The 26250-nt window shown below is 72.2% G+C and carries 19 protein-coding genes; 7 read left to right on the top strand and 12 right to left on the bottom strand.

Going from position 1 to position 26250, the window contains the following annotated elements; all coding sequences use genetic code 11:
- Nucleotides 1–146: 146 nt before the first annotated feature.
- Nucleotides 147–926, top strand: a complete 780-nt coding sequence (locus tag IEY73_RS04330; protein ID WP_189077856.1) for a hypothetical protein — start codon at nt 147–149, stop codon at nt 924–926.
- Between the two features lie 19 nt (nt 927–945).
- Here IEY73_RS04330 and IEY73_RS04325 read toward each other — a convergent pair whose 3' ends face one another.
- From IEY73_RS04325 to IEY73_RS04310, 4 genes are all read right to left on the bottom strand, one after another.
- Nucleotides 946–2544, bottom strand: coding sequence for a DHA2 family efflux MFS transporter permease subunit (locus IEY73_RS04325; protein ID WP_373292727.1), 1599 nt, complete (start codon nt 2542–2544; stop codon nt 946–948).
- Nucleotides 2545–2751: 207 nt separating this feature from the next.
- Nucleotides 2752–4758 (bottom strand): AAA family ATPase, encoded by a 2007-nt coding sequence (locus IEY73_RS04320; RefSeq protein WP_189077646.1) that lies wholly within the window; start codon nt 4756–4758, stop codon nt 2752–2754.
- On the bottom strand, nt 4721–5863 hold the full coding sequence (locus IEY73_RS04315) for a nuclear transport factor 2 family protein (RefSeq protein WP_189077645.1): 1143 nt from the start codon (nt 5861–5863) through the stop codon (nt 4721–4723). Before IEY73_RS04315 ends, IEY73_RS04320 begins: the two co-directional genes overlap by 38 nt.
- A gap of 46 nt (nt 5864–5909) precedes the next feature.
- A complete protein-coding gene (locus IEY73_RS04310; RefSeq protein ID WP_189077644.1) occupies nt 5910–9722 on the bottom strand; it encodes a P-loop NTPase fold protein in 3813 nt (1270 codons plus the stop codon).
- A 76-nt stretch (nt 9723–9798) separates the two neighbouring features.
- Between IEY73_RS04310 and IEY73_RS04305 the strand changes: the two genes are divergently transcribed.
- Nucleotides 9799–11247 (top strand): nitroreductase family protein, encoded by a 1449-nt coding sequence (locus IEY73_RS04305; protein WP_229715472.1) that lies wholly within the window; start codon nt 9799–9801, stop codon nt 11245–11247.
- On the opposite strand, the gene IEY73_RS04300 is transcribed toward IEY73_RS04305, so the two are convergent.
- Nucleotides 11244–11612: a VOC family protein gene (locus tag IEY73_RS04300; protein WP_189077643.1), complete on the bottom strand. Its 369-nt coding sequence runs from the start codon at nt 11610–11612 to the stop codon at nt 11244–11246. The genes IEY73_RS04305 and IEY73_RS04300 overlap by 4 nt on opposite strands.
- A gap of 91 nt (nt 11613–11703) precedes the next feature.
- Between IEY73_RS04300 and IEY73_RS04295 the strand changes: the two genes are divergently transcribed.
- From IEY73_RS04295 to IEY73_RS04285, 3 genes are all read left to right on the top strand, one after another.
- A complete protein-coding gene (locus IEY73_RS04295; protein ID WP_189077642.1) occupies nt 11704–12153 on the top strand; it encodes a MarR family winged helix-turn-helix transcriptional regulator in 450 nt (149 codons plus the stop codon).
- A gap of 143 nt (nt 12154–12296) precedes the next feature.
- Nucleotides 12297–12995, top strand: a complete 699-nt coding sequence (locus IEY73_RS04290; RefSeq protein WP_189077641.1) for a DivIVA domain-containing protein — start codon at nt 12297–12299, stop codon at nt 12993–12995.
- Nucleotides 12996–13199: 204 nt separating this feature from the next.
- Nucleotides 13200–14831, top strand: coding sequence for a BCCT family transporter (locus IEY73_RS04285; protein WP_189077640.1), 1632 nt, complete (start codon nt 13200–13202; stop codon nt 14829–14831).
- Between the two features lie 50 nt (nt 14832–14881).
- On the opposite strand, the gene IEY73_RS04280 is transcribed toward IEY73_RS04285, so the two are convergent.
- Both IEY73_RS04280 and IEY73_RS04275 read right to left on the bottom strand, forming a co-directional pair.
- A complete protein-coding gene (locus IEY73_RS04280; RefSeq protein WP_189077639.1) occupies nt 14882–18715 on the bottom strand; it encodes a non-ribosomal peptide synthetase in 3834 nt (1277 codons plus the stop codon).
- Nucleotides 18716–19100: 385 nt separating this feature from the next.
- Entirely contained in the window at nt 19101–20003 is a 903-nt protein-coding gene (locus tag IEY73_RS04275; RefSeq protein ID WP_189077638.1) for a class I SAM-dependent methyltransferase, read from the bottom strand.
- 139 nt (nt 20004–20142) lie between these two features.
- Between IEY73_RS04275 and IEY73_RS04270 the strand changes: the two genes are divergently transcribed.
- Nucleotides 20143–20895 (top strand): VOC family protein, encoded by a 753-nt coding sequence (locus IEY73_RS04270; RefSeq protein ID WP_189077637.1) that lies wholly within the window; start codon nt 20143–20145, stop codon nt 20893–20895.
- A 17-nt stretch (nt 20896–20912) separates the two neighbouring features.
- Here the strand turns inward: IEY73_RS04270 and IEY73_RS34050 are convergent, their stop codons facing one another.
- Together IEY73_RS34050 and IEY73_RS04260 are read right to left on the bottom strand one after the other, a co-directional pair.
- On the bottom strand, nt 20913–21380 hold the full coding sequence (locus tag IEY73_RS34050) for a PadR family transcriptional regulator (protein WP_268240403.1): 468 nt from the start codon (nt 21378–21380) through the stop codon (nt 20913–20915).
- A 53-nt stretch (nt 21381–21433) separates the two neighbouring features.
- Entirely contained in the window at nt 21434–21796 is a 363-nt protein-coding gene (locus IEY73_RS04260) for a VOC family protein (protein ID WP_189077636.1), read from the bottom strand.
- 68 nt (nt 21797–21864) lie between these two features.
- Between IEY73_RS04260 and IEY73_RS04255 the strand changes: the two genes are divergently transcribed.
- Nucleotides 21865–23076: a DNA glycosylase AlkZ-like family protein gene (locus IEY73_RS04255; RefSeq protein WP_189077635.1), complete on the top strand. Its 1212-nt coding sequence runs from the start codon at nt 21865–21867 to the stop codon at nt 23074–23076.
- Here IEY73_RS04255 and ccrA read toward each other — a convergent pair.
- The 3 genes from ccrA to IEY73_RS04240 form a co-directional block, all read right to left on the bottom strand.
- Nucleotides 23020–24489, bottom strand: coding sequence for a crotonyl-CoA carboxylase/reductase (gene ccrA / locus IEY73_RS04250; RefSeq protein ID WP_189077634.1), 1470 nt, complete (start codon nt 24487–24489; stop codon nt 23020–23022). The two genes, IEY73_RS04255 and ccrA, sit on opposite strands and share 57 nt — an antisense overlap.
- On the bottom strand, nt 24486–25187 hold the full coding sequence (locus IEY73_RS04245) for an ester cyclase (protein WP_189077633.1): 702 nt from the start codon (nt 25185–25187) through the stop codon (nt 24486–24488). Before IEY73_RS04245 ends, ccrA begins: the two co-directional genes overlap by 4 nt.
- Before the next feature lie 80 nt (nt 25188–25267).
- Nucleotides 25268–26239 (bottom strand): ester cyclase, encoded by a 972-nt coding sequence (locus IEY73_RS04240; protein WP_189077632.1) that lies wholly within the window; start codon nt 26237–26239, stop codon nt 25268–25270.
- Nucleotides 26240–26250: the final 11 nt, after the last annotated feature.

Genomic DNA, 26250 nt, shown 5'->3' with positions numbered 1-26250 from the left:
CACCCCCGGCGGTCGAGGCGGGCCGGCACCCCACTGCGGGTGCCGGCTCGTCGTCGTTGCGGCGCGGCCACCCTGACCAGACCTCCGGGTCGTCTCGGGGACGAACCGCATTGCCCCGGTCGCCCTCCCCGCGCAACGCTGAGCGCATGACCAACGTCATGCCTCTCGCCGTACGCCGGTACGCCCGCGCCACGTACGGCCCCGCGATGGTTCGCCGGCTCGGTGCCGCGGCGATCGCCGTACCGCTCGCCCTGCGCGCGGTGGCGTCCCGCCGCTTCGCCGGCGGCATCCTCGCCCTGCCGGTCGCGGCGGCGGCCACCGGCCTCACCGCCGCGCTCGGCTGGCTGTTGCTGATCAACCTGGCCTTCCCGTTCCGGCCCTACCTCGGGCTCGGCGACACTCCGGCGGGAGGTTTCTGGGCGAGCACGTACCACGGCTCGTGGGGCGGCCCGACGCTCGCGGGCGCCTGGTCGGTGCACGGCCTGGGCACCCTACTCCTGGTGGCGCCGCCGCTGGCATGGGCGGTGCGCGGTCTGATGCACGTGCAGGACCAGCTCACCGGCGTACGGACGACGACTCCCGTCTCGTCGGCGCCACCCGTGGCGCCGCCGGCCGTCACACCACGGGCCATGGCACCGGCCTCCTTGGCCCAGCCGACCGGGGCGCCGGCCGCTCCGCGGCCGGTCCCGGTGCCGACCGTCCCGGGCGGCGGCTTGTCCGACCGGGCGCAGCGGGTCGCGGTGGTCGGCGCGGCGCTGCTCACGTCCTATCTCGTGGCATCGCTCGCGCACGTGGCCGGCATCGGCGACAACGTGCTCTGGCTACCGCACAACATGCGCGACGCCGTAGCCCTGGTGGTGGTGCTGGCGCCGCTGGCCGTGGCGGCGCCGGCCGTCGGACCGGGACGGTCCCGAACACGCCACTGACATCGGCGACCAGACCGGCTCAGTGCATCGCCACCGGTGCGGTCGGGACCTCTCCGCCGCCGCCCCGGGTGTCCTCAAGCAGGTGCGACTCCTCGCGGCGCCGCGGCAGGAACAGCGCCGGCACCAGCACCACCACCATCAACACGAAACCCACCGTGAACGTGGTGCCGAACGAATCCGCCACGAACTGCAGGCCCCGCTGCAGCGCGCCCGGTTCGACCGGGAGTTGCTGCGTCACCGCCGGGTTCTGCTGCGCCGCAATGGCCAGCCCCGCCTCGGTGATCGGTTCGCCGCTCTGCGGGTTCACCGCGCCCGGGATCACCGGCGAGTCGTTCAGGGCGCTGGTGAGGATCACCGACATGGTCGCCGAGCCGATCGAGCCGGCGATCTGTTGCAGGATGTTCAGCAGCGTGGAGCCGCGTGCCACCTCATGGTGGGTCAGCGTCTTCAGCGCGGACGTCATGACCGGCATCATCGTGCCGCCCATGCCCAGGCCCATCACGAACAACGAGCCGCACAACAGCACGTACGAGGTGTCGGTGCCGACCTGGGTGAAGGTGAAGAAGCCCGTCGCGACCAGCAGGAGCGCGAACGGCACGGTGCGCCCGACGGGCATCCGGTCGGCCAGCATCCCGGCCACCGGCATGGTCACCATCGCCCCGAGGCCCTGCGGCGCCATGAGCAGCCCGGCGTGCAGCGTCGACTCTCCCCGGACTTGCAGGAAGTAGCTCGGGAACAGCAGGCCGGCACCCATGAACGCGACGAAGAAGACCACCAGCGTCACGGCTGACACGGTGAGGTTGCGGTTGCGCAGCAGACGCAGGTCGAGCAGCGGATGTTTCGGCTTGAACGAGTAGAGCACGAAACCGATCACCAGCAGGCCGCCGGCCAGCGCCGGAAGCCACACCTTGATGTCGGTGACCGTGCCGGCCTCGGGCAGCGACGAGACACCGTACAGGAACGAGGCGAGACCCGGCGACAACATGAGCATGCCCAGGAAGTCGAAGGACTCGGACGGTTCCGGCGCGTCCTTGGGCAGCGCCCACGCCGCGTAGCCCAGGGCGATGGCGCCGACCGGCAGGTTGATCAGGAAGATCCAGTGCCAGCTCGCCGCCTCGATCAGCCAGCCGCCCAGGATGGGCCCGCCGATCGGGCCGAGCAGCATCGGGATGCCGAGCACGGCCATCAGCCGGCCGATGCGCTGCGGGCCGGCCGCGCGCGTCATGATCGTCATGCCGAGCGGCATCAGCATGCCGCCGCCGAGCCCTTGCAGCACCCGGTAGCCGATGAGCTGGCCGATCGAGTCCGCGGTGGCGCACAGGCCGGACCCGGCGGTGAACAGCAGCACGGCGGCCATGTAGAGGCGTTTGGTGCCGAACCGGTCGGCGGCCCAGCCGGTCAGCGGGATCACGGTGGCCAGCGCCAGCGTGTAGCCGGTCATGGTCCAGGCGACTCGGGCGTACGTCGCGCCGAATTCGGACTGGAAGGTGGGCAGCGCCACGCTGACCACCGTCACGTCGAGAATCGACATGATCGCGCCGAGGACGATAACGCCGGCGATCTTCAGGACGGCGGCGTCCAGCTTCTCCGGTGCCGGCGCGGCGGCGGGGCTACTCACGGTGATGCTCCTGGTGGCTGATGTCGGTGACCGCGGACGGACCGGTCGGCCATGCACCGTGTCGCCCGCGCCGACCGGCGGTGAATGTCGCCGGCGGTGCGGATTCCCCGTGGTGGACCGCGGTGGCGTCACCATATCGAGATCCGCGGCCGGATGCGCCTCGTTTAGGTGTGACGCTCGTCCACCCGCGCCCGGCTACGCCGCCGTTCAGTCGCCGGCGGTCAGATTCGGCGGTCCGGACACCGCCAGGCGCTGGATCAGCGCCAGCAGCCGACCGCTGTCCAGCAGCCCCTCATCGGCGTTCATCCGGTCCATCACCTCGTCCAGCAGGGCGAACGTGACCTCGGACCGGTCCGTTTCGGTGTTGTCCCGGCCGCGTCCCGCATAGTCGGACAGCGCCCGTTCCAGCGCGGTCTGCCGGGCCGGGTCCGGCATGCGTGACTTGTAGTAGCGGCGCTGAGCCTTCAGCGGCGGGTTGTGCATCTCCTGCACGAAGTCGAAGCTGTCCGCCCGGGTGGCCCGCGAATCCAGGTCCTCGCGGCGCTCATTCGGGGCGACGACGACCAGCACCCATTTGTTCGCCCGGAGCTGGTGCAGCCGGCCGAGCAGGCCGCTGCTGAGGCTGCGGCCGGTGAGCGAGGCCCGCCCGTACGGCCGTCGCAGCACGTCCTCGCACTGCGCGACGAGCACCACCACGCGGCGCAGGCGCATCAGGTCGTTGAAGATCTCGTCGAGGGTGCGGTCGGCGAAGTCACGGTTCGCGTGCTGCACGAAGTCCGTCGGGGTGAGGGTGAGGATCGGCCAGTCCAGGGTGCGCGCCACCAGCTCGACCAGGCTGGTCTTGCGGGTACCCGGCGGTCCGGGCAGCAGCAGCGAGGTGGGGCCGGGGCGCAGCACCGGGCTCGTCGTGATCGGTTCGACGAAATGCCGGTGGATGCGCGCGGCCAGGTTGCCCGCCTCGGTCGGATCCGAGATGCGGTCCAGGAAGTGTTCCGCGGGACGGGTCAGCACGCCCAGCGCCAGCGCCAGGTCCGGCCACGGGAACTCGCCGCTGCCCGCGGGGGTCACGTCGTAGCGGGCCAGCACTCGTTCCTGACGCAGCCGCACCAGCGCGTCGTGGTAGCGGATGAGGAACAGCAGGACCACGGCGGTGGCCCAGGATTCCAGCCGGCCGGGCGAGCGGACCCGGTCGTTGCACCAGCCGTTGCGGGGGCCGGCATGCATGAACGTGTTGTCCACCAGGTCACGGGTGTTGCGCAGCACGCGCAGCAGCACCTCGACGTTGCCGTGCTCGCCCCGGTGGATCTCGCTGATCAGCAGCTCGGCCAGGGTCAGGGCGACCTCGAAGCTGGCCACGAACAGTTGCTGGGGGCCGCCGTACGAGATCAGCCGGGAGGTCGGCCAGGAGCCGTCCGAGGTCTGCAGCTCGGCGATCACCGCCAGGCTCCGCTTGGTGAGCGGCCGGTAGTCGGGGGATTCGAAGCGGTGCAGCAGGGCCACGCTGAAGGCCAGCTCGGCCGGATCGAACTGGGAGGTGATGGCCGCCGAGTGCCGGCCGAGCTGGACCAGGATCGAGTTGCGGATCCGGGTGCCCAGCTCCGGCCACCATTGCTGGCCGGAACCTCGGGCCAGCCCGGCCGCGTCGCCGGCCCGGACCGCGTGCAGCGTGATGAAGTCGTGTGTCTGATCCCGGTCGGTGATCCGGCCGCCCTGCCATCGGCGGAGTTTGGTTTCCGCGTCCTGCCAGACCGCCGCCGCCGGCTCGTCCAGATCGGCGCCCACCCCGGTGATCGGCCGGGCCGTCTGCAGCAGCACCGTGGACAGCAGAAGCTGAGCGTCGGTGAACATGTTGTATCCGTTGCTCTCCGACTGGCGGACGCGGGCCTCGTCCACCGCCAGCGCCGCGAAGTGGCCCTCCGCCAGCTCCTTGATGACCGGGCTGATCTCGTCCCGCAGCGCGCCGACCGGGCTCGCCTCGTGCGGCGTGGGCTGCTCGTGCTCGGTCAGCAGCCGGTGCAACTCCACCAGGGCGATGAAGGCCCGGCAGGTGGAGGTCTTGCCGATGACCGGCGCGGAGTCCGACCCGGTGGCCACCGTGTCGCGCACGAACGCGCCGCGGTGCGGGTCGTAGAAGGTGAGCAGCGCCCGGCCGGCGGCGAGAACCCGATCGAGGCTCTCAGCGATCTCCCGGTCGAGGTCCGACGGCTGGGTCACGCGTCTCCCTCTGCGAGCGGTAGCACTCGCGCAGTTCCCAGATCTTCCCGGACTCGTCGACCTCGATCGTCATGAACCCGTAGACCACTTTGACGGTGTCCTCGCCGCGGTCCAGCCGCGCCCGCCATTCGAAGAGCGCCCCGTCCGGACGGTAGGCGATGGAGTGGACGGTCACCGTCACGTCGCGCTGCGAGGTGACCTCCGCGCGCCAGTATTCCTGAATCCCGGCCAGTCCTTCAATGGGCGGTTTGAAGGGCTTGTCCCGGTAAAGGGCGTCCTCGGTGAAGACGTCGGCGAGCCGGTCCGGGTCCCGCTTGCGCCAGGCGGTGAGGTAGCCCCGCACCGCGGCCTCGCATGCCGGATGCGCGCTGCGCTCGAACGTCACCCATCGGGTCGCCCAGGTCCGCTCCACACCGTCCGCGGTGCGCGCCGGAACCTCCACCCGCCCGGTGCGGCGGACCAGCACACTCTCCGCCACCGGCCCGTCCAGCGCCGTCCAGAGTCGATCGTCGCCGCGCTCGATGACGGTCAGGCTGCCGCGCGGGCCGGCCAGCGAGGCCGCCTGGTCGAGGAAGTCCTCGGTGTGCGTCCGGTTCTCGGTGAGGACGTGGCTGGCGAGCACCATCGCCGGGGCGGCGACCTCCGGGAGCCGGTCGGCGGGCCAGTCGCCGTCCCTGCGGTGGATCTCGACCGCGAACGTCGGCCACTCGACCTTCAGTCGCTCCGCAACCGTCTCCACCAGCTCGACGGCCAGGTCCAGTTGCCGTTTCGAACGGTCGAACAGGTGCAACTGGACGGCCCGGTGCCCGGCGTCGAACACGTAGGCCAGGGCGGCGGCCGCCGCAGCCCCGCTCCCGCAGCCGATGTCGACCACCGTGGACGCCACCGCGGGTCGCGCCGCGGCCAGCACCGCCGCACACTTGCGGAAGTTGACAAGCAGAAACTCGGCCGCGAACGGCTCATGCACGTCGTCGTAGTCCAGAGGCGACGCGTGATCGTCGCGGAGGCGCCGGCGCACGAGTGATCGGTCGGCGTCCGGCACTTCCGTGAGCCGACTGCTCAACCAGCTAGTGGCCGCCTCCGCGACCAGGTCCGTAGTGCGCACCGGGCCACCTTAGTCGCTGCCGGTTGCGATTGGGCCGCAGTGCCGCTCAACCGATCGTGGAATGTTCGGCGGCGAGCAGGTCCGCCGCCGATGGCGGGGCGGCCCGCGCCTCGCGCACGCGCTGCTCGGCCAGCCGCAGGCCGGTCTCGTCGGCGAGTTCCCGGCACACCTGGGCGAGCTGCACCCACAGGCCGGTGACCAGCCGATCGGTGGGACCGGCCACCGCCGTCCAGATGGTGATGGCCTCGCGGAGCGCGTCCCGGGCGTGGTCCAGCTCGTTGAGCGAGGCGAGCACCGCGGCGTACGGCCGCAGGGTCTGCGCGATGTCCGGGTGCCCGGCGTGCAGCACCCGGCGCTGGATGGTCAGCGCCTGCTCGTAGTGCCCCCGCGCCTCCTCCCGGTCGTCCATTTGGACGGCCACCCCGGCCAGCGTGGTCAGCGCGCGGGCAGCCGGCGCGTCGTCGGGGTGGTCGCGCCGGTACTGCGCCAGCACCGGTCCGAGGACTTGGCGCGCCACACGCGGCGAGCCGAGCCGGTTGATGTCCGCCAGGTTGACCATGGTCGCCAGGTCGGCGGCGCCGGCCTGCCGATTCTGCAGGGTCAGCGCCGCCTCGACGTCACCGGCCTGGATGTGGGCACGGACACGCACCACGACCGTGTCGTCACCGGGTGGCAGCAGCGGGATCGCCTCGGCCGCGCGGCCCAGCTCCAGCAGCGCCTCGGCGACCACCGTACGGGCCCGCGCGCGCTGCCCCGCGGTGGCGCCCGGCCGGGCGGCGGCCAGCCCGGCCACCCGGCCGGCATGCACGTAGTTGCCGTGCACGATCAGCGCGCGGGCCGCCGTGAGCAGGCCCGCGTGCAGCCGAGCGGCGTCCACGCCGAGACGGGTGCCGTGCCGCAGCAGGGCCGCCAGGTGGTCGGTCACGGTGCCCTCGACCGGGTCGGCGAGGAACACGTCCGTTCGCGCGCCGATCGCGGCGAGCGTGTCGGCGATCACCCGTCGCGACCGCTCGGGGTCCAGCGCGGCGCGGACCGCGAGCTGCACCATCGGATGCCACCGCACCCGGTCGGTGTGCAGGTGCGCCAGGGATTGCTCGCGCAGGGCGCCGAGCGCCTCCTCGGAGGCGCCGGCCAGCGCCCGTGGCAGCGGCCGGGACGCCACGAAGGCGGGCACCACCACCTGCACCGGGTCCGGGGTCAGCGCGGTGACCAGGCCGGTGCGTTCCAGCAGCGCCCGGTCCTCGGCGTCCAGCCGGCGGCGGAACTCCTCGACCGGCACGGAGGCGAAGCTCAGGAACGTCACCGCCGCGTGCAGCGCGGACGGCAGGTGACCCAGCACGTCCGCCAGTTCGGTCCGCGCCCGCGGCGATTCCTGAGTCAGGTGGATACCGAGGAGTTCGGCGGACTCGGCCGGCTCGAACGGCGCGACTTCGATCTGTCGCGCGGCCTGTGACCAGCTACGCAGCCGCGAGGTGACCAGAATGTCGCCGCGCACCGCGGGCGGCAGGTGGGGGCCCACGGTGGCCGGATCGGCGGCTCCGTCGATGATCAGCAGCCACCGGCGTACGCCGGTGATCGGCTCACCGAGAAGGGTCCGCGGATCCGCGTCCGGGCGCCACCGCCCGTTCCATTCATGGGCCATGTCCCGCAGCCCCGCCTCGATCGCGGCCGGCCGCGAGCCGTCGATCCACCAGACGATCTGGTATTCGTCGGCGTGCCGCAGCGCGTACTGGCGCGCCGCCTCGGTCTTGCCGGCGCCGGGCATGCCGATCAGCGCGCAGACCGTCGGCGTGTCGGCCTCGCGGACCTCCCCCAGCAGGACGTCCACCCGGTGGCGCAGGTCGCGCCGCTCGACCAGGGCGGTGGACGGTTGCCGCACGTTGGTGACGCGCAGACTCCGTCCGGGGTAGGGCAGCGACGACTCGGTCTGCCGGCTCGCGCCCAGGTCCGCGGGGCGGCGGTGCCGCGGGTCGAGGGCGCTCAACAGCACCGCCCGGGCCTCCACCTCCTGCAACCCGTCGAAGGTGAGCACGTCCCGGTCGGCCAGCAGCGGTGGGACGGGCACCGGGCCGACCTTGGCCACCAGCACGCGTGGCGCGGCGACCCGCACCGCGGCCCAGTGCTGGGCGGGCGTCTCCTCCGCCGCCGCGCGGGACAGCACCACGACCACGTAGTCCGGGCGGGCGTCCGCCCCCGGCGCGCCGTCCAGCCCGGTGAGCTGCACCGGATATCCCGCGTCGGACAGTTGCCGGGCGAACCACTCCGCCCATCCGGCGTCACGGTGCCGGTGCCACACCGCGAAGGTGGGCGGCGCCTCCGGTTCGGACGCCTCGCCCGCCGCATCCGGCGGCACCACCGCGCGGACGAAGGAGAGGTATTCGCTGGTGGACACCAACGCGAACGAGTCGGCGGCGGAGATCCGGCATTGGAACACGTCCGGCAGGTCGGGGTGCCGGGTGGCGAACAGCCGGGCCCGTTCGTCGTCGAGCAACTGCCGGTCCGCGACCTCTCCCGGCTCGCTCGCCGGTGCGCGGTACGCCTGTTCCAGTGCGGCCAGCAGCGACGGCTCGTCCACGATCGCGTCGTACACGTCGCGGTACCGCGCCTGAATGACGACGATCTTGGCCAGGAGCGCGGGCACCGGCGGCGACGATTCCTCGAACGCACCCGCGGCCAGGCTCTTCAGCAGCGTGAACGTCTGCACCAGACGCTTGATCCGGCGGGGGTTGTAGGGCGGCCCGCCGCGCAGAATCGGCAGGCAGCGATGCACGTCCTCGTCGTCGGAGACCGCCCGGATCAGGTTGTCCATCGCCGGCGCGGGCACCGGCGGCAGCGAGAACGGCAACTGGACGATCTTCTCGAAGTAGGTCTCCGAGATGCGACGCAACAGGCCCTCGTGGGAGGCCAGGTCGCGGTACTGCACCGCCACCGCGTTCTCGATGATGTCGCGGTCCACCGCGACCAGGAAGACGCAGCCCTCGACGTCCAGGAAGAGCTTGATCGTCTCGACGATCTGCAGGGTCTGCTCGGGCAGGCAGCGGTCCAGGTCGTCGATGATCACGACCAGCGGCCGGTCCCGGCAGACGATCCGGACGATGTCCCGGAAGTCCGCGCTGAACTCCTCCAGGAACGCCATCTTCTCCCGGTAGCTGCGCCGCTTCCGGAAGGTGGCCAGGTCGAACCCGAGCCGGACATCGAAGATCTTGAACAGCGACTCCGGCTTGGCCGCCAGCGCCGCACCCAGCGCGACCGCCACTCGCGCCCAGGGCTCACCGAGCAGCTCCTGCAACGCCGGCAGCCCGTCCAGCGCGCCGGTCAGCGCCGCGCCTGCCGACGGCACCGCCACGCTGGCCGCCATGAACAGGAACAACGCGATCAGTGCGACGCGAAACAGCAGAACGAACAGCTTGCCGGACAGATCCAGCAGCCCGGCCCGTACGTTCACCGACCGGAACCAGAGCCGCAGCTTCACCCACGCGCGACGCGGCGGCGGACCGGCCACCCGGACGCGGTCCAGGATGGTCTGGATCAGCGCCTGCCACAGGTCCTGCTCCCGCGCGTACTTCCAGGCGTTGAACCAGACCGGCTCCAGTCCACGCGCGGTGAGCTCGGCGCTGACCTGACGCAGAAAGCTGGTCTTGCCGCTGCCCCACTCGCCGTAGACACCCACCGTCCACGGCGTGCGGCTCGGTTCCATGCCGGCGATGTATTCCGCCAGCGGGACCGCGAACCGGGCGAAGCCGAGATGATCCTCGACGGTGGCCGCGTCGCTCACTGCCAGCGACTTCGCCAGGGACGGCGACTTCGCCCGGGACGGCGCCGGGGGCGCGGACGCTTGTCGCGGTCGGCGCCTGTTCATCGGCACAGCTTACGGAACGATCCCGGTGCGGCGTCGGGGCCTGACACCGGTGGCCGGTGCTGGCAGGGTGGGCCCGGTGTTCTTCGATTCCGGCGCCGGGCTGCTGCATCGGCTGACGTCCTACACGCCCGATCGTGAGTGGACCGTCCCGGTGGACGATCCGCGGGTGCGGCACGATCTGGTCCCGAACAATCCGGACACCGTGCCGCCGCCGGCCAAGTCCTATCCCGACGGCCTTGCGGTCCTCGACCTGCCCGGTGACCCGAGCGATCCGGGCGTGTCCGCAACCGCCGTGCTGGCCGGGCATCCGTGCCCGGCGCAGCCGCTGGACGCGGCGCAACTGGGCCGGATCCTGTTTCTCGGCGCCGGCGTCGTGCGGACCACGCAGCGCCGCGGCATGCGGGTGCTGTTCCGTGCCTGCGGGTCTGCGGGCGCGCGGTTTCCGCTGGAGGTGTATGCGTCGACGGTCGGCGTGGCCGGCGTCCCGGACGGGGTGCACTGGTACGACCCGGTGCGGCACGCCCTCGTCCAGATCGGACCGGCGGCGCGGGGCGCGGCCACCACGCTCGTCGTCACCGGCGTGCCGTGGCGCACCGGATGGCGGTACGCCGAACGCGGCTGGCGGCATCTCTACTGGGACGCCGGCACGCTGTTGTCCCAGCTCAGCGGCGCCGCCGCGAGTGCCGGGATGACGCCACGGCTGCGCTCCCTGTTCCCCGACGCCGCGGTGCGGGAACTCGTCGGCGCCGACGGCGTGCACGAGTATCCACTCGCCCTGCTGTCGCTCGGCGACGCCGAACCCGCGGTGACCCCACGCGGTCCGGCCACGCCGGGGCGCCTGCCCGCGGTGGAGTTCCCGCTGTGCACCGCCGCGCAGACCGCGGGCGAGCGCAGCGTGCTGGGCGACCCGTGGCCGGAGGGGACCTCGCTGGCGCACGCCCCGGCCGCCGACTCGTTCGACACGGTGGTGCTCCGGCGCGGATCCCAGCGCCGGATGGACCGCGGGGGCACGCTCGCGCGGACCACCATGGAATGGTCCATGACCGCCGCCCTGCGTGGCATCGACGTGCCGCACTGGATGGCGGCGCACGGCGTCGATCATCTCGCGCCCGGCCTCTACCGGTGGCCCGACCTGGCCAGACCGGCGCCCGGCGGCGACCTGCGGGCCGAACTGGAACGCCTCTGCCTGGGCCAGTCGCTGGCCGCGGAGGCCGCCTACGTCGCCATCTCCGCCGTGCCGGCGGAGCGGCTGGACGACCGCGGTTACCGCGGCGCGCAACTGGCCGCCGGCATCGTCGAGGGCCGCCTGCATCTGGCCGCGTACGCGCTGGGCGCCAGCGCCACCGGCATGACCTTCCTGGATTCCGAGGTGCCGGGCCTGCTCGGGGTGCCGGAGGAGACGGTGACCCTGCTGTTCACGTGCGTCGGCGTGCCGGAGTACACCGCGCGGGCGGGCGGCCGTCCCCGGGACCCGGTCGGCGTCCGCACGGTGACCCCGCGACTCGCCGGGCGGCACACGCGCTAGCGCTGGTCGTGGACGGTGACCGCGTACCCGTCCGGATCGGTGAAGGTGAACGTGCGGCCGAACGGGCCGTCGACCGGCGGCGCGGCGATCGGCACGCCCGCAGCGGCCAGCTTGTCGTGCAGGACCTGGGCGTCCTCGGCGTGCAGCCACAGCGCCACGCCCAGGCCCGGCCGGTCCACCGCGTCCAGATCGACGCCGGGCAGCGGGTTGCGGACCGCGAACGGCACCGGCGTGGTGGCGAACACCACCGCCCCTGGTGGCCCGGCCGGGGCCCGGGTCAGCCCGAGCATGTCCGTGTAGAAGGCCGCCGCCCGGTCCAGGTCACGCACCTGCAGGGCGATGAAGTCGGGTCCGGTAACGCTCATGATCCACTCCCTCTCGTGCCCGGCATCGCCGCGTCCACCGCGACTTGATGTCAGGACTTTGACATACGGGAGAGTATGTCAAACTCCTGACATGAGTCAAACGGTCGGTCCGGTCGACGATGCCGTCGGGTACGTGCTCAAGCAGGCTGCGGTGGCGCTGCGCACCGCGATGGACGCGGCGCTGCGTCCCCTGGGCCTCACCGTCCCGCAGTACTCCTGCCTGGAGCTGCTCGGCCAGCGCCCGGGCCTGTCGAACGCCGAACTCGCCCGCGGCACCTTCGTCACCCGCCAGTCGATGAATGTCGTCCTGCGCGGCCTGCAGGACCGCGGCCTGGTGAACCGGCCGGCGGTGGCGGCGCGCGGCCGCGAACTGCCCACCGAGCTCACCACGGCCGGGCGGGCTCAGTTGCAGACGGCCAGCATGGCGGTGCGCGCGGTGCAGAACCGCATGTGCCGTACGCTCACCGCGGCGCAACAACAAGCGCTGCTGGACAGTCTGGGCGCCTGTGTGGCGAACCTGGCGGACGAGTCACCGCCCTGACCAGCCGCGCATTCCCGTCAGTCCGTGGCCACCGCCGACGAGGGTCGCGCACGGATTGTCCGGATCACCCACCCTGGAGATGCTTCTCAGCCGTGCTGCGTAGTATCGGCACGCCCATCATTCCCGCGCATCCAAGGATGACGATGCCGCTCACGCCCGCAGACATCCACAACATGGCCTTCAAGCGTCCGCCGATCGGCAAGCGAGGCTACGACGAAGAGGAGGTCGACGCGTTCCTCGACGAAGTGGAACAGGAGCTGATCAGGCTCCTGGAGGAGAACAGTGCGCTGCTGGAGCAGATGCAGCGGGGCGAGGCGCCGGGTGGCGGTCACGGGTCCTCGGCGATGGCGATGAGCGCCGAACTGTCCAGCCTGTCCGCACAGTTGCAGCGCCTGCAGCACGAGCGTGATCGCGCCGAGCAGAACGCCCGCGGCCTGCAGGCACAACTGGAGCAGGGACCTGCCGCCGGGCCGGCCGGCCAGCTCCCGGCCGGGGATGGTGACGAGCGCAACGCCCGCGTGCTGATGATGGCCCAGCGCACGGCGGACGACCACATGCGCGACGCGCACACCGAGGCGGACGCCCTGCTCAGCAACGCGCGGAGCAAGAGCGAGCAGATCACCAACGAGGCACGGCGCAAGGCCGGGAGCATCGAGAGCGATGCGCAGCGTGAGCACACCGAGGCGATGAACAGCCTGGGTGCGCGGCGCTCCCAGTTGCTGGGCGAGATCGAGCGGCTCAGCCGGTTCGCGGAGGGTTACCAGGAGGCGCTGGACAGCCACATCACGAACCAGCTACGCGACCTGGACAACGGCGGCCGTCCGGGCCTCGAAGCCGGTTGAGCGGACGCCCCGGCCGTGACGGCGCGGCCGGGGCGCCGACGCACCACGCGGAGCGCAGGCCGGCCGGGAAATCCCTTGTGGACAGCGTGACGAGAGTCTCGGACAGCCTGCCCACACCACCGAATACTGCCCTTCTCCCCGGAATATTAGCCGCAATTCCGGCTTCAGCTTTCGTCCAGCTTCGGATGCGCTGACGATGATGAGATGAGCGGAACCCCTGCCCCGGTCGGTGAACGACCGCCCAGCACAGACCGCATGCTCGTATCGATCGCCCTCGTCGGCATCCTTCTCGTTGTCCTGTGGGGTGCCCTCGCCCCCGATTCGCTCGGCGGATTCGCCGACACCAGCCTCGGCTGGACCATCGACACATTCGGCTGGTTCTTCGTGGTGGCCGCCGACGCCTTCCTCGTGATCACCCTCGTCATCGCGGCCAGCCGGTACGGCAAGATCCGGCTCGGCGCCGACGACGACCAGCCGGAGTTCAGCACGCTGGCGTGGATCGCCATGATGTTCTCCGCCGGCATGGGCATCGGCCTGATCTTCTATGCGGTGGCCGAGCCCGTCACGCACTACGCCACTCCTCCCCCGGCGGCCGGCGTGGACCCGCAGACCCCACCCGCCGCGGCGGCGGCGATGCAATACACGCTGTTCCACTGGACGCTGCATCCGTGGGCCATCTACGCCGTCGCCGGCTTGGCGCTGGCCTACGCCACGTTCCGCAAGGGACGCGGAAACCGCATCTCGGCGGCCTTCCACCCGCTCATCGGTGACCGCGCCGACGGCGCGGCCGGACGGGTCATCGACCTGATCGCCGTGTTCGCCACCGTGTTCGGCTCGGCCACCAGCCTCGGCCTCGGCGCCTTGCAGGTCGCGGCCGGGCTCGGCATCGTCGCCGACGTGCCGGACAGCAGGTGGCTGGAGATCGCCATCATCGGGACGCTGACCGCGGCGTTCGTGGTCTCCGCCTTCTCCGGGCTCAACAGGGGCGTCAAGTGGCTGTCCACCATCAACGTGTGCCTGGCCACGCTGCTCATGCTCTTCGTCTTCCTGACCGGACCGACGGTGTACGTCCTGGAGATCCTGCCCGCCGCGGTCGGCGACTACCTCACCGGCCTGCTCACCATGTCCACCCGTACCGGCGCGTTCTCCGACTCCACCTGGATGGCCGGCTGGACGATCTTCTACTGGGCGTGGTGGATTTCGTGGGCGCCCTTCGTGGGCACCTTCATCGCCCGGATCTCCCGCGGCCGTACGGTCCGCCAGTTCATCGTCGGCGTGCTGCTGATGCCCAGCGGCGCCAGCACGGTCTGGTTCGCGGTGATGGGCGGCAGCGCGCTGCGCGCCCAGACGACCGGCGGCGCCGACCTGGTCGGCCAGTTGCAGCAGGGTTCCGAGTACGCGCTGTTCGGCCTGCTCGACGCGCTGCCCGCGGCCACACTGACCAGCTTCGTCGCGATGCTCCTGATCGCGTTGTACTTCGTCACCAGCGCGGACTCCGCGTCGCTGGTGCTGGGTTCGCTGTCGTCGCGGGGTTCGCTGACGCCGAACCGGGTGCTGGTGGTCACCTGGGGCGTGATGATCGGTGCGGTGGCGGCGGTGCTGCTGCTGGCCGGCGGCCTGGAAGCCTTGCAGCAGGCGACCATCCTGGTGGCGCTGCCGTTCACGGTGGTGATGCTCGCGCTGACCGTCGCGCTGATGCGCGAGCTGTCGAGCGACCCCGCGGTGGCGCCGCCGGACGGGGACCGGCCCCGGCAGGGCCTGGGCGACGCGCTGCGCACCGCGCGTTCGGAGTCCGACGAGCGGCGCGCGGAGGAGACCGAGCGCACTCCCGCCTGACGCGATGCGGTGAGCCCGGCGGACGCACGTGTCCGCCGGGCTCACCGGTGTCAGATCGGTTCCTCGCGGGGCTCGATCAGCACCTCGTTGACCGCTACGTGCTCCGGCTGGCGCAGCGCGTTGAGCACCGCCGCGGCGACGTCCTCCGGGTCCAGCACGCGGGCGCCGGTGGGTTCGCCGTAGGCCGCCAGCGCCTCGGCGTCGGTGGACATGCCCAGCAGATCCGTCGCGGTGTTGCCGGGCTGCACCGAGGTCACCCGCAGTCCCTTGCCCGCGGTCTCCAGGCGCAGGCTCTGCAGGGTGGCTTCGACGAAGAACTTGCTGGCCGAGTACACACCGAGCCCCGGGAACACCTTGCGGCCCGCGTCGGAGGATATCGCCACGACGTGGCCGCGTCCGCGTTCCACCATGCCCGGCACGGTGGCGGCGAGGCAGTGCAGCAGCCCCTTGCAGTTGACGTCGACCGTGCGGTCCCACTCCTGCGTGCGGGCGTTGGCCATCAACGTGTAATACATCACACCCGCGCAGTTGACCAGCACATCGACCGGGCCGAGCTCCTCGCTTGTGGCACGCAGCAGCGCGTCCACCTGCGCCGGGTCGGTGACGTCGGTCGGCCGGATCATGCTGCGCGAGCCGTCCCGGTGGTCCAGGGTGTCCCGGACGGTCTCCAGCGCGTCGGCCCGCCGGGCGGCCAGGGCCACGTGCGCGCCCTCCCGGGTCAACGCGGCAGCGACCGCCGCTCCGATGCCCGACGAGGCGCCGGTGACCACCACGACCCGGCCGCGCAGCGACGTCTCGTCCCGCCGCGGCGCGGGTTCGTCGTCCGGCCCGTTGCGCGGCGGGTGCGGCAGCCAGCCACGGGCGTGGTAGTGCCGGGCATAGGTGGCCAACAACCCGCTGTCGATCTCCGGGCGGCGCAGCGCGTACCGGCTCAGCGAGGGCTGGGTGGCCGCGTCGTCGAGCACCGCGACCGACCGCAGCACGTCCGCGCTCGGCATGCCGCCGCGGAGCACCTCCGCGGTGTCGGTGTGCGCGGTGACGTTGCCGCGCTGCTCGTTCCACAGCGCGACCCAGTCGTCCCAGCCGATCCGGCGGGTCGGATAGCCGAGTTCGGCGAGCCGGTCGAACACGGCCCCGGCCGGCAGCGGGTGCGGGTCGCCCAGGTGGAACACTCGCTGGTCGGTACGGTCATCGCCGGCCAGCGTCCAAATCGCACGACTGACGTAGTCGACGGGCGTCATCTCCGCGTACCACCCGTCGACGTCCGGCGCGTGCCCGAGATACAGCGACTCCACGATCAGCGCGCCGAGCAGGTCACGGGTGTTGGTTTCGCCGGACGTGCTGTGCCCGCTGAGCGTGCCGGGACGGTAGACCCGCACCGGCAGGCCGCGCCGGCCCGCCTCATGCACCAGTTGCTCGGCCACCCACTTGCTCTGCCCGTAGCCGTCCGGCAGCGCGTCCGGCACCGCCTCGGCGTCCAGTTCGGCGTCCTCACTCCAGCGGTCCGCGGACGGCGGCAGCACGCCGTTGGTGGAGACGTGATGCACCGCGGCGCCGCCCGCCCGGCAGGCCAGTCGCAGCACCTCGCGCGTGCCGCCGACGTTGACGTTGCGCAGTGCCGCGTACGGGTAGACCAGGTTCACCGACGCGCCGGCGTGCACCACCGCGTCCACCCGGCCGGCCAACTCGTCGAACATGTCCGGGGCCAGCCCCAGCAGGGGCTGGCCCAGGTCGCCGGGCAGCACCTCGATCCGGTCCAGCAGGGTGTCCCGCCACACGCCCAGTTCGACCAGGCGGGCGCGTAACTTGGCGGTCGCCGAGGAGCGCGCGTCGACCGCATCCGCGTCCGGGCGGATCAGGCAGGCGATCCGCGCCACCGTGCCCTCCAGCAGCGCGTCCAGCAGGAACGCGCCGAGGAAGCCGGTCGCGCCGGTGAGCAGCACCGTGCGCGCGTCGCCGAGCGGACGCATGCGTCCGGGCCGGGGCGGCCGGACCTCCTCGTCCAGCGCCGCGTCGGCGCGCAGCGCCGCCCGCAGGTCGATGTGCGCCACCGGGTCCGCCCCGTCCCGCGCCTCCCGCACCGCGTCCCGGTGCCCGGTCAGCGTCGGGTCTTCGGCGAGCCGGGCCGGGGACACCGTGGTGCCGAACGCCTCGGACAGCCGGCCGCCCAGGTCGGCCAGCGCGAGGGAGTGGCCGCCCAGGTCGAAGAAGCCGGTCTCCGGCGTCACCGCGGACGGCGGCACGTTCAGCACGGCGGCCCACAGGGAGGCGATCGCGGCGGTGGTGACCGCCGAGCCGTCCCGCTCCTCGCCGCTCACCGGACCGGCGGGCTGGGCCGCGGGCGGATCCGGCAGGCGGCTGCGGTCGGTCTTGCCGGACGCCTCGTGCAGCGGCAGTTCGTCGAGCTCCACCCACCGCACCGGAACCATGTAATGCGCCAGGTGCGCCGACAGCACCCGGCGCGCCTGCGGGCTGTACCCGGAGGCGTCGATGTCCGCTCTGGTGCGGCCGGCCGCCGGGCGGTCGTCGCGGACCACGTAGGCCACGAGCTGGCGGTCCACACCGTCACCGTGCGCGGCCACGGCGCAGTCCCGGACGGCCAGATGGCGCATGATCGCGGTCTCCACCGCGCCGGGCTCCACGCTGTATCCGCGCACTTTGATCATGCTGCCGACGCGGCCGGTGATCTCCAGCACGCCGGATGGACGCATCCGGGCGCGGTCGCCGGTGCGGTACATCCGCGCGCCGGGAGCATCGGCGAACGGGTCCGGCAGGAACGCGCTCTCGGTCGTCTCGGGCAGGTTGAGGTATCCGCGCGCCAGGCAGTCGCCCCCGACGTGGAGCTCGCCGCTGACACCCGGCTCGACCGGCCGGCCGGCGGGGTCCAGCACGTAGGTGTGCCGCGGGTCGGTCGGCGGGCCCACCGGGCAGACCTCGGCGGTGTCGTCGAGCAGAGCGCGGATGTCACCGGCGGCGATCTCGTGGGTTTCGCTCGCGCTGTAGACATTGAGCACGCGGGCGTCCGGCAGCGCGGCCAGGGCGCGCCGCGCGAGCGCGCCGGTGACCACCTCGCCGTTGAGCCAGAGCACCCGCAGGTCGGGCAGCCGGGTACCCAGGTCGGGATGCCGGGCGAGCACGGTGGCCAGCAGCGTCGGCGTCATCAGGGTCTCCGCGACGCGCCGCGCGGCCAGCAGGTCGACGAGCGCGGCGGGGTCGTAGCTGACCTCGTCGGGCACCGCGACGACGGTCCCGCCGCGCAGCAGCGGCCGCAGCATCTCCCAGATGAAGAACACGTTGCAGGCCACCCGGTCGCCGGGCCGCACGTCGCTGACGGCGAACCGGCGCAGGTACGACCGGAGCGCCGCGCGGTGCGGATTGGCGATGCCCTTGGGGCGCCCGGTGGTGCCCGAGGAATACGACACGAAGGCCAGCCGCTCCGGGTCGCTCGCCGGCGCGGCGGCCGGCGGCCCGGCGGGTGGCTCCGCGGAGTCCGGACCGTCCAGCACGAGCAGCGGGACGCCGGTGCCGATCAGGTCGGTGTGCGCGGCGTGGGTGATCACCACGGACGGGTCCGCGTCGGCCATCACCTCGGCCAGCAGCGCTGGCGGGTAGGCCAGTTCGAGGACCAGGAAGGCCCCACCCGCCCGCAGCGCGGCCAGGCAGGCGATGACGTAGTCGGCGCTGCGCCCGAGCAGCACGCCGACCAGGTCGTCGCGGCCGACGCCGTGAGCGCGGAGGTGGTCGGCCAGCGCGGCGGTCCGGCGGTCCAGTTCCGCGTACGTGAGGGTGACGTGCTCGTCCTCCAACGCCACCGCGTCCGGGGTGGCGCGGACCTGGGCGGCGAATGTGTCGGTCAGATCACGGTCGGTGTCGAACGTCGGCATGGGTTCGGCCTCCGGGGGTTGTCCGATGGGAGCGGCAGGGCGGGGACTCTCCTCCCGCCGGTGCCGGCGGCGCCCGTACCGGACGGTTCCGCCATCGGCGCAGCGACCTCACCGGCCTGGCAAGCGCCGCGGCCGGCGGCGCGGCGCGCATGCACCGCGCGCCCCTCGGCACGATCGGCTTGTCGTTGTGACCCGCCACGCCATCCTTCGCTGCTCCCCGACAGGCGCCCGCCAGCGCACCGCGTGTGACGGTGAAACGACGCACGCACCGTCCGTTCCCTCTCGTCGGTACCAGTATCCCCCGGCTTCGAGAAATCAACCGGGCTGGCGGAAGGCGATGCGGCGAGGGCGGGGGCGGCGCGCCCGATCCGATGTGGCAGGACGGTTATGTCCGGTGAAAACCCGACAACCGGGGACCTGGCCTGGTCGCGCGCAGGCACAACACCGCGGACGGCAGCACGATCCGGCCGCCGGGCTGCCGGTGCCGGCCGGACGCTCGCACCAGTCCGCGGCGGATGCGGGTGCGCAGTCCCGGATCGCACCAGTCGGCGAGCATCTGCCGCGTGGACGGCGGCATGACATCCCAGGCGAAGTTCGCGAACTCCGCGCTGCTGTGCCACCAGAACGGCGCGTGGTGCACCACGACGGACACGTCCACGAAGCCCGCAGCGACCAGTTCGGCCACGCACCGCCGCGGATCGGACAGGCCGTACGTGCCCGGGTGTCCCGGCGGCGTCGCACCGAGGCCGAGGTGCGCGTGGACCACGCGCGAGACGAGGCCGACCACCGGCGCGGTCTCCGGCGGTCCCCAGACCGTGGCGACGAGCGCACCGCCGGGACGCAGCAGACGGCGCAGCCGGCGCAGCGCAGCGCCACGGTCGGCCAGGAACATCAGGCACCACCGGCTGAGCACCACGTCACACGACGCCGGTGCCAGGTCCAGGTCCTCCACCGCCCGGTGCCGGAAATCGACGTTGCGCGTCCCGGCGGCACGCGCGCGGGCGGCGGCCAGCATCGTCCCGGACAGGTCCACGCCGACGACGGACCCGGCGGAACCCACCACCCGCGCCGCGGACAGCGCCGGCTCGCCGAGGCCGGTGCCGACATCCAGCACGCGCTGCCCGGAACGTACGCGGCCACGGTCCAGCATCATCGCGGTGATCCGCCGTCCGCCGCGCTCGAACGCGTCGAACCAGTGCGACCAGCCCCGCGTGGCGGCGTCCCAGCCGGCGCGCTGCTCGCCCAGGACGTCGATACCGCCGGTCACCGCGGCCACCGGAAGTGCCACATCGCGGCCGTGGCCATTGTGGACTCCCCTCCGCCCGCGCCGGTCAGTAACCTCAGGCTAGGCGGCTCGAAGCGGCCCGATGTCTTCGAGATTGCCGTGACGCCCGATGTCTGTCGAGATTGCCGCGAGGGAGGCACAGATGAGCCGGCCCTATCCCCCCGGCGTCCCGTGCTGGTTCGACATGACCGTCGCCGATCTGGACGCCGCTGAGCGTTTCTACGCCGCCGTACTGGGGTGGCACTTCGAGCCGAGCAAGTGGCGCTACGACCGAGCCCTGCTGGACGGCCGCGCGGTCGCCGCGTTGAGCGCCGGGCAACCGGCCGGCCGGTCCGCCTGGACCACCTATCTGGCCTGCCACGACGTGGACATGACGGCGGAGGCCGTGGCGGCCGCGGGCGGGTCGGTGGTGGCGGCGCCGCACGACGCGCCCGGCGGTCGCCTGGCGATGGTGTCCGACCCGGCCGGCGGCGTCTTCGGGCTGTGGCAGGGCGACACCTTCTTCGGCAGCGAGGTGGTCGACGTGCCCGGCGCGCCGTGCTGGTCCGAGGCGTCCAGCCGCGACCCGGCCGGCACCGCGGAATTCCTCAGCACGGTGTTCGGCCTGGAGGCCGGCCGACCCTACCGCGGATACACCTATCGGCAGCTACGCCGGGACGGCGCCACGGTCGCCGGAGTGCTGGGCCGCACCCACGAGCGGCGGCCGTACACCGGGCACGCGGCGTGGCTGGTGTATTTCCGGGTGGCCGACACCGACGTGACCGTGCAGGCGGTCCTGGACCACGGCGGCGCGGTGAAGGAGAAGGCACACGACACCGGCTTCGGCCGTTTCGCGGTGGTCGCCGATCCCCTGGGAGCGCGGTTCGCGCTGATGGCACGCTCGGATCCCGGGTGACACCGGCGACCGCCGGGTCAGTCCGCGGCAGCGTCCCGGGCCCAGCGGTCGCCGCGGAACACGTCCTCCGGCGGGCGCGTCGCGGACAGCCCCTCGGCCCGCAACCGCCGCGCCGAGGGGCTGTCCAGCAGCGCGGCCAGGCGGGTCGCCTCGTCGCGCGCGGCGGCATGACCGGCCGCCGTGATCCGGTAGCGGCGCCGCCGGCCCGCGCGGCCGTCCGCCCGGACCGCCGCCGGGTCGACGTCCGCCTCCTCGATGAGCCCCGCCACGCGGAGTCGTTGCAGCGTTCGGTACAACGTGCCCGGTCCGAGGACGAGGCCGCCCGCGCTCAGCCGGTCGACATCGGCCATCAGCGCGTACCCGTGCCGTTCGCCGTCGGTGAGGGCGAGCAACAGCGCGAACGCCGCCGGGGTCAACGACTCCGCCATGTCCGCCGCCTCCCCGTGCGTGCCGCCGTCGCCGGTCCGGCCAGCGAGGGGGTGCACGCGGCGGACCGCCGACCATGATCTCAACGGCCGCCGCCCGCGCGGCACGCGGGTCAGCCGCGCACCAGCAGCCGGTGACCGTCCGGGTCGGTGACGGTCAGGAACGTGCCCCAGTCCTGCTTCTCCGGCTCGGTCACCGTGACGCCGCGAGCGGTCAAGTCGCGGTGCAAGGCGTGGACGTCATCGCTGCGCAGGGTGATGTCGGCGGACGAACCGACGCGGTCCTTGCGGTCGAACCCGGCCGCATCGGCGAGCACGAACGCGGTCGGCGAGCCGGGCGGCGCGACCTCCAGCCAGCGGCCCATTCCGCCCATGTCGGAGTCGGCCCGGACCTCGAAGCCGAGCACGTCGACGTAGAACCGGCGGGATCTCTCCTGGTCGGTGACGTACAGGGCGACGGTGTTGATGGTGATCATCGGCATCCTCCCGGATGTATCCAGCCCGAATGTATCCACTGTGAATATGAGATGCCATACTCGGGCCCATGGCATCGGACGTCACTGAGGAAAAGCTGCGCGCCTGGTGGGCCCACCGCCAGGGACTGGACGGCGGACTCACCGGCAGTTCGGCCGCCGACGTGCTGGCCCGGACCGGCTGGTCGCGCTCGGTCGGCGGATGCACCCCCTATCTGGGGCTGTTCGCCCGCGGCGGCGTCGCTCGCGAGGCGGCCGACGCCGACGTGGCCGCCCTGCGGATCCACGAGTTGCCATCGGCCCGCGGATGCACCTACGTGCTGCCCCGGCAGGACTTCGCGCTCGGCCTGGTGGTCGGCGGGGAGGCGCCGCGGGGCGACATCGCCGCGGCGGGCCGGCACCTCGGCGTAACGCCCGCGGAGATCGACGGCCTGTGCGCCCGCGTGCTCGCCGCCCTGGAGGCGGCGGACGGCCCGATGGATCCGGCCGACTTGCGCCGCGCGTGCGGCGACGCGGTGCGCAGCCTGGGAGCCGAGGGTAAGAAGCGCGGGCAGAGCACCACGCTGCCGATGGCCCTCGGCCTGCTGCAGGCCCGCGGGGAGATCCGCCGGGTGAGCATCAACGGCCGGCTCGACCAGCAACGGTTCAGCTATGTCCGATGGTCGCCCTCGCCCCTGTCCGGGAACGATCTCGACCTGGAGACCGCTCGCACGGAACTGGCCCGCCGATACTTCACCTGGGCCGGGCCCGCCTCGCTGCGACACTTCCGGTGGTTCTCCGGCCTGACCGCGGCCGCCGCGCGCACGGCCGTCGCCCCGCTCGATCTGGCTCCGGTCCGGGGCACCGACCTGTTGCTGCTGCCCGGCGACGTGGCGACGTTCGAGTCCTTCACGGTGCCGCGCCGCCCGCAGTACGCACTGGTCGCCGGCATCGACGGCATTCATCTGCTGCACCGGGAGATGAACCGCCTGTTCGACCCGGATGACCTGCGCCGCCCGGAGCCGGGCGGCAAACCCGGGCGCACCCTCGGTGACGAGTCCGATCCGCAATGCCCGATCATCGTCGACCGCGGCCGCATCGTCGGCCTGTGGGAGTACGACATCGATGCCACCGAGATCGTGTACTGGAGTTTCGTCAGCCCGGATGCGGCGATGAAGGAAGCCGTGGCGCGCACCGAAGAGTTCGTGCGGGAGCAACTCGGCGACGCGCGCACCTCGATCCTCGATTCACCGCAGAGCCGCGCGCCGCGCATCGCCGACCTCCGGGCCGCCACCCACGGCTGACCCGGCTTCGTCCGATGTGGACGTGGGGGGCGGCGACGACAGCGGCGTTTGCCGCAGTGGATTCAGGCGCTGCTCCCCGATCCGGGCGCGCAACGCCGGATCCGTGACGCCGAGCCCCGGTCCGGGCGCCATGCACAACACGCCGATCTTGCCGATGTGCCGGTTCGTCTGCACGATCCGGGCGGCCTCACCGGTCTCCGCCAGCGGGTGGACCGCGGACAGGGTGGGCACCACACGCCCGAGACCGAACAGCCGGTGACACTCCCACTGCTCCTGCAGATTGGCCACGTGACTGCCGATCACCCGTTTCAGGCGCATCCACAGGTACCGGTTGTCGAACTCGTGCCGATATCCGGTGCTGGATCCGCACGTCACCACGGTGCCGCCGCGGCGGACCACGAAGACCGACGCGGCGAACGTGGCCCGGCCGGTGTGTTCGAAGACGATGTGCGGGTCCTCGCCGACCGCCCGGCGGATGAGCGTGCCGAGCCGGCGGCCCGGCGTCGACCGGCTGTCGACCGGAACACCGCCGCCCGCAACGCCGTCGCCCAGGCCGATCTGCGCGCGATCCACCACCACGTCGCAGCCCAGACGCCGGGCGGCCGCAGCCTTGGCGGCGGAGCCGACCACCCCGACCGCGATGCCGCCGCCCTGGCGCACGAACTGCACCGCGTACCCGCCGAGCCCGCCCGCCGCGCCCCAGATGAGCACCACGTCGCCCTGCTTGAGCCGCGCTCCGTGGGCGCCCACCAGCATCCGGTACGCCGTGCCCGCGCAGGCCGCCGTGCACCCGGCCTCCTCCCACGTCAGGTGCGCCGGCTTGGGGATGAGCTGACTGGCTCGGGCCACCGCGTACTCGGCCAGGCCGCCGAAGTTGGTCTCGTAGCCCCAGGCGAGCTGCCCGGCGCCGAGCATGCCGTCCTCATGCGTCGCCGCCTCCTGGTCGTCGACGCAGGCCGAGCTGATCACCACGTGGTCCCCGATGCGCCACCGGCGCACCCCGGAACCGGTACGCACTACGACCCCGGCCCCGTCGGAGCCCAGCACGTGGTACGGCACGTCGTGCCGCGCCGCCCAGCCGCCCTGCGCGCCGTAGTCCTTGAGGAACCGGAACGTCGGCACCGGCTCGAAGGTCGCCGACCAGACCGTGTTGTAGTTCACCGAGCTCGCCATCACCGCGACCAGCACCTCGTCCGGCGCCAGTTCGGGCATCGCCACCGGTCCCACGTGCAGGGAGCGACGGACATCCCGGTCGCCCCCGTCGCCGAACATGTCCGCGTCCTCGGCCCGCAGGTGCGCCGCCGTGTAGACCGACGGCACGGGTGCGCGCGCGAGCTCGTCCGGGTCCGCACCGGACAGCAGCGCCTCGGCCAGCCGGTCCCCGGTCCGCGCGCCGGCGAACGCGGCGGTCATGACCCCTGTTCGCCCTCGGGCCGCAGGTATTTCTCCGCGTCGGCGCCGATCCCGGACGCGTCCGCCTCGGTCATCTTGACCGCCCACGGCACCTGCGGCCGCACCGGGGCGTCGCCGTTGCCGCCCTCGCGAGGCAGGAAGGCGAGGTTGCTGCCGATCTCCTCGGCGGTGCGGAGGAAGTCGTAGATCCCCCAGTGCTCGGCGATCTTGCCGTCCCGGATGCGGACCACCTCCATGCCCGGGATGACCACCTCCCGGTGGGTGGGCTCGATGCCCATGAAGTTCCCGTTGTGGGTGGCGTGCAGGTTGTACATCACGGCGAGCAGGTCACCCTCGCCGACGATGGCGATGTTGTCCTCCATCGGGTCCTCGAACGCCGACGCCCACGCCGAGAAGCGCATCTGCACGCCCTCCAGTCCCGGCGGGTCACCGGGCATCGCGGCGTGGTCGACGAAGTCGTCGGTGAGGTTGCGCTGCAACGTCTCCATGCTCCAGTCGCTGGAGTTGAAGACCTCCTGCTGGAAGCGCAGCAGCACCTTCTTGTTCTCCTCGATGCGGCCGAGGTCGGACGCGGCCTCGACGATCTGCTCGACGCTCTTGTCGGTCCCCAGCAGATCCCGCAGCCGGGACGCGGCCTGGTGGATCTCGCTCTGGAGGCGGTTCTCCTGCTGTACGGCACTGTCTTCGGCGGAAGCCATCGTCGTCTCTTTTCGTCGAGTCGCGTTGTGATCCGGTGATTCCTGCGGCGGCACCTGCCGGCCCCGCCACGGTGAAAAGTTCACTCCAGGCCGTCGATGCCGTAGCCGTGATGCTGATGGTGTTCGCAGTAGATCTCGCCCTCCGGCGCGATCATGGCGCAGCGCCGCAGGGTGCCCTTGAGCAACACCTGACACTGACGCCGCTTCAGCTCCACCAGGGACCGCAGCTCCGCGAGCTTGTCCTCGGACGCACCGGCCTGCACGGCGGCGTCGAAGGCGCGCTGCGCCAGGCTGCTGTCGAAACCCTGCTGCGCGCGGACCGCCATGATGTCCTCGGTCAGCGGCGCCATGATCTGGTTGGCGAAGATGTCCTCGAACGGGTTGATGTGCCGGTGTTCGATGATCAGACCGTCGGCGACCTTGATGGAGTGCAGCGTGGGAATGGCGATCTGATGGTCGCGAGGCGGCCGGCCAGCGAACTCCTCGTACTGCGTGCCCCGCCCGGTGATCAGGCCGACGACCGCGTCGTTGTCCGCGGAAATGATCTCGTTGATGACCATGAACCAGTCGGGGAACGACCGGAACAGCCCGCGCAGCATCCGCGAGTGCGCCTTCGGACTGATCGGATCGTTGCCGAAGTACGTCTTGCTGCGGAACTCGGTCGGGTGGAAGAGCTTTTCCATGTTCTCGTAGTCGCGGGCGTTCTCGTACTCGATATACCGGTAGAAGATGTCGATGTTCTGCTGCCGGCGGTCCTCGTTGATCGGCTGGGACACCGTGATGGTGCCGTTGAACTGGGCCGACACGGTGGCGAGGAACTGATCGAAGAGTTGCTCGCGGGCCGGGGCCGGAAGCCGTTCGATGAGCGACAGGTTGTCCCGCAGGTTTCCGTCCACGGCTCGGATGTCGCGTTGTTCGCTCGGCGCCACCTCCTTGGTGGGTTTGCCGTTGCCCTCCGTGGCCGCCTCGCTCATCTCGAACCAGCGGCCTTGCAGCTCCTTCAACCGGGTCCCCTGCGGTGAGTGGCCCTGGGTGTCCTCGTCAGCACTCATGGATCGGTCCT

It is taken from the genome of Mangrovihabitans endophyticus (assembly GCF_014646155.1).
Classification (GTDB): Bacteria; Actinomycetota; Actinomycetes; order Mycobacteriales; family Micromonosporaceae; genus Actinoplanes; species Actinoplanes endophyticus.
Note: the sequence above shows the minus strand (reverse complement) of the source record. Positions and strands in the feature narration are given on the sequence as shown.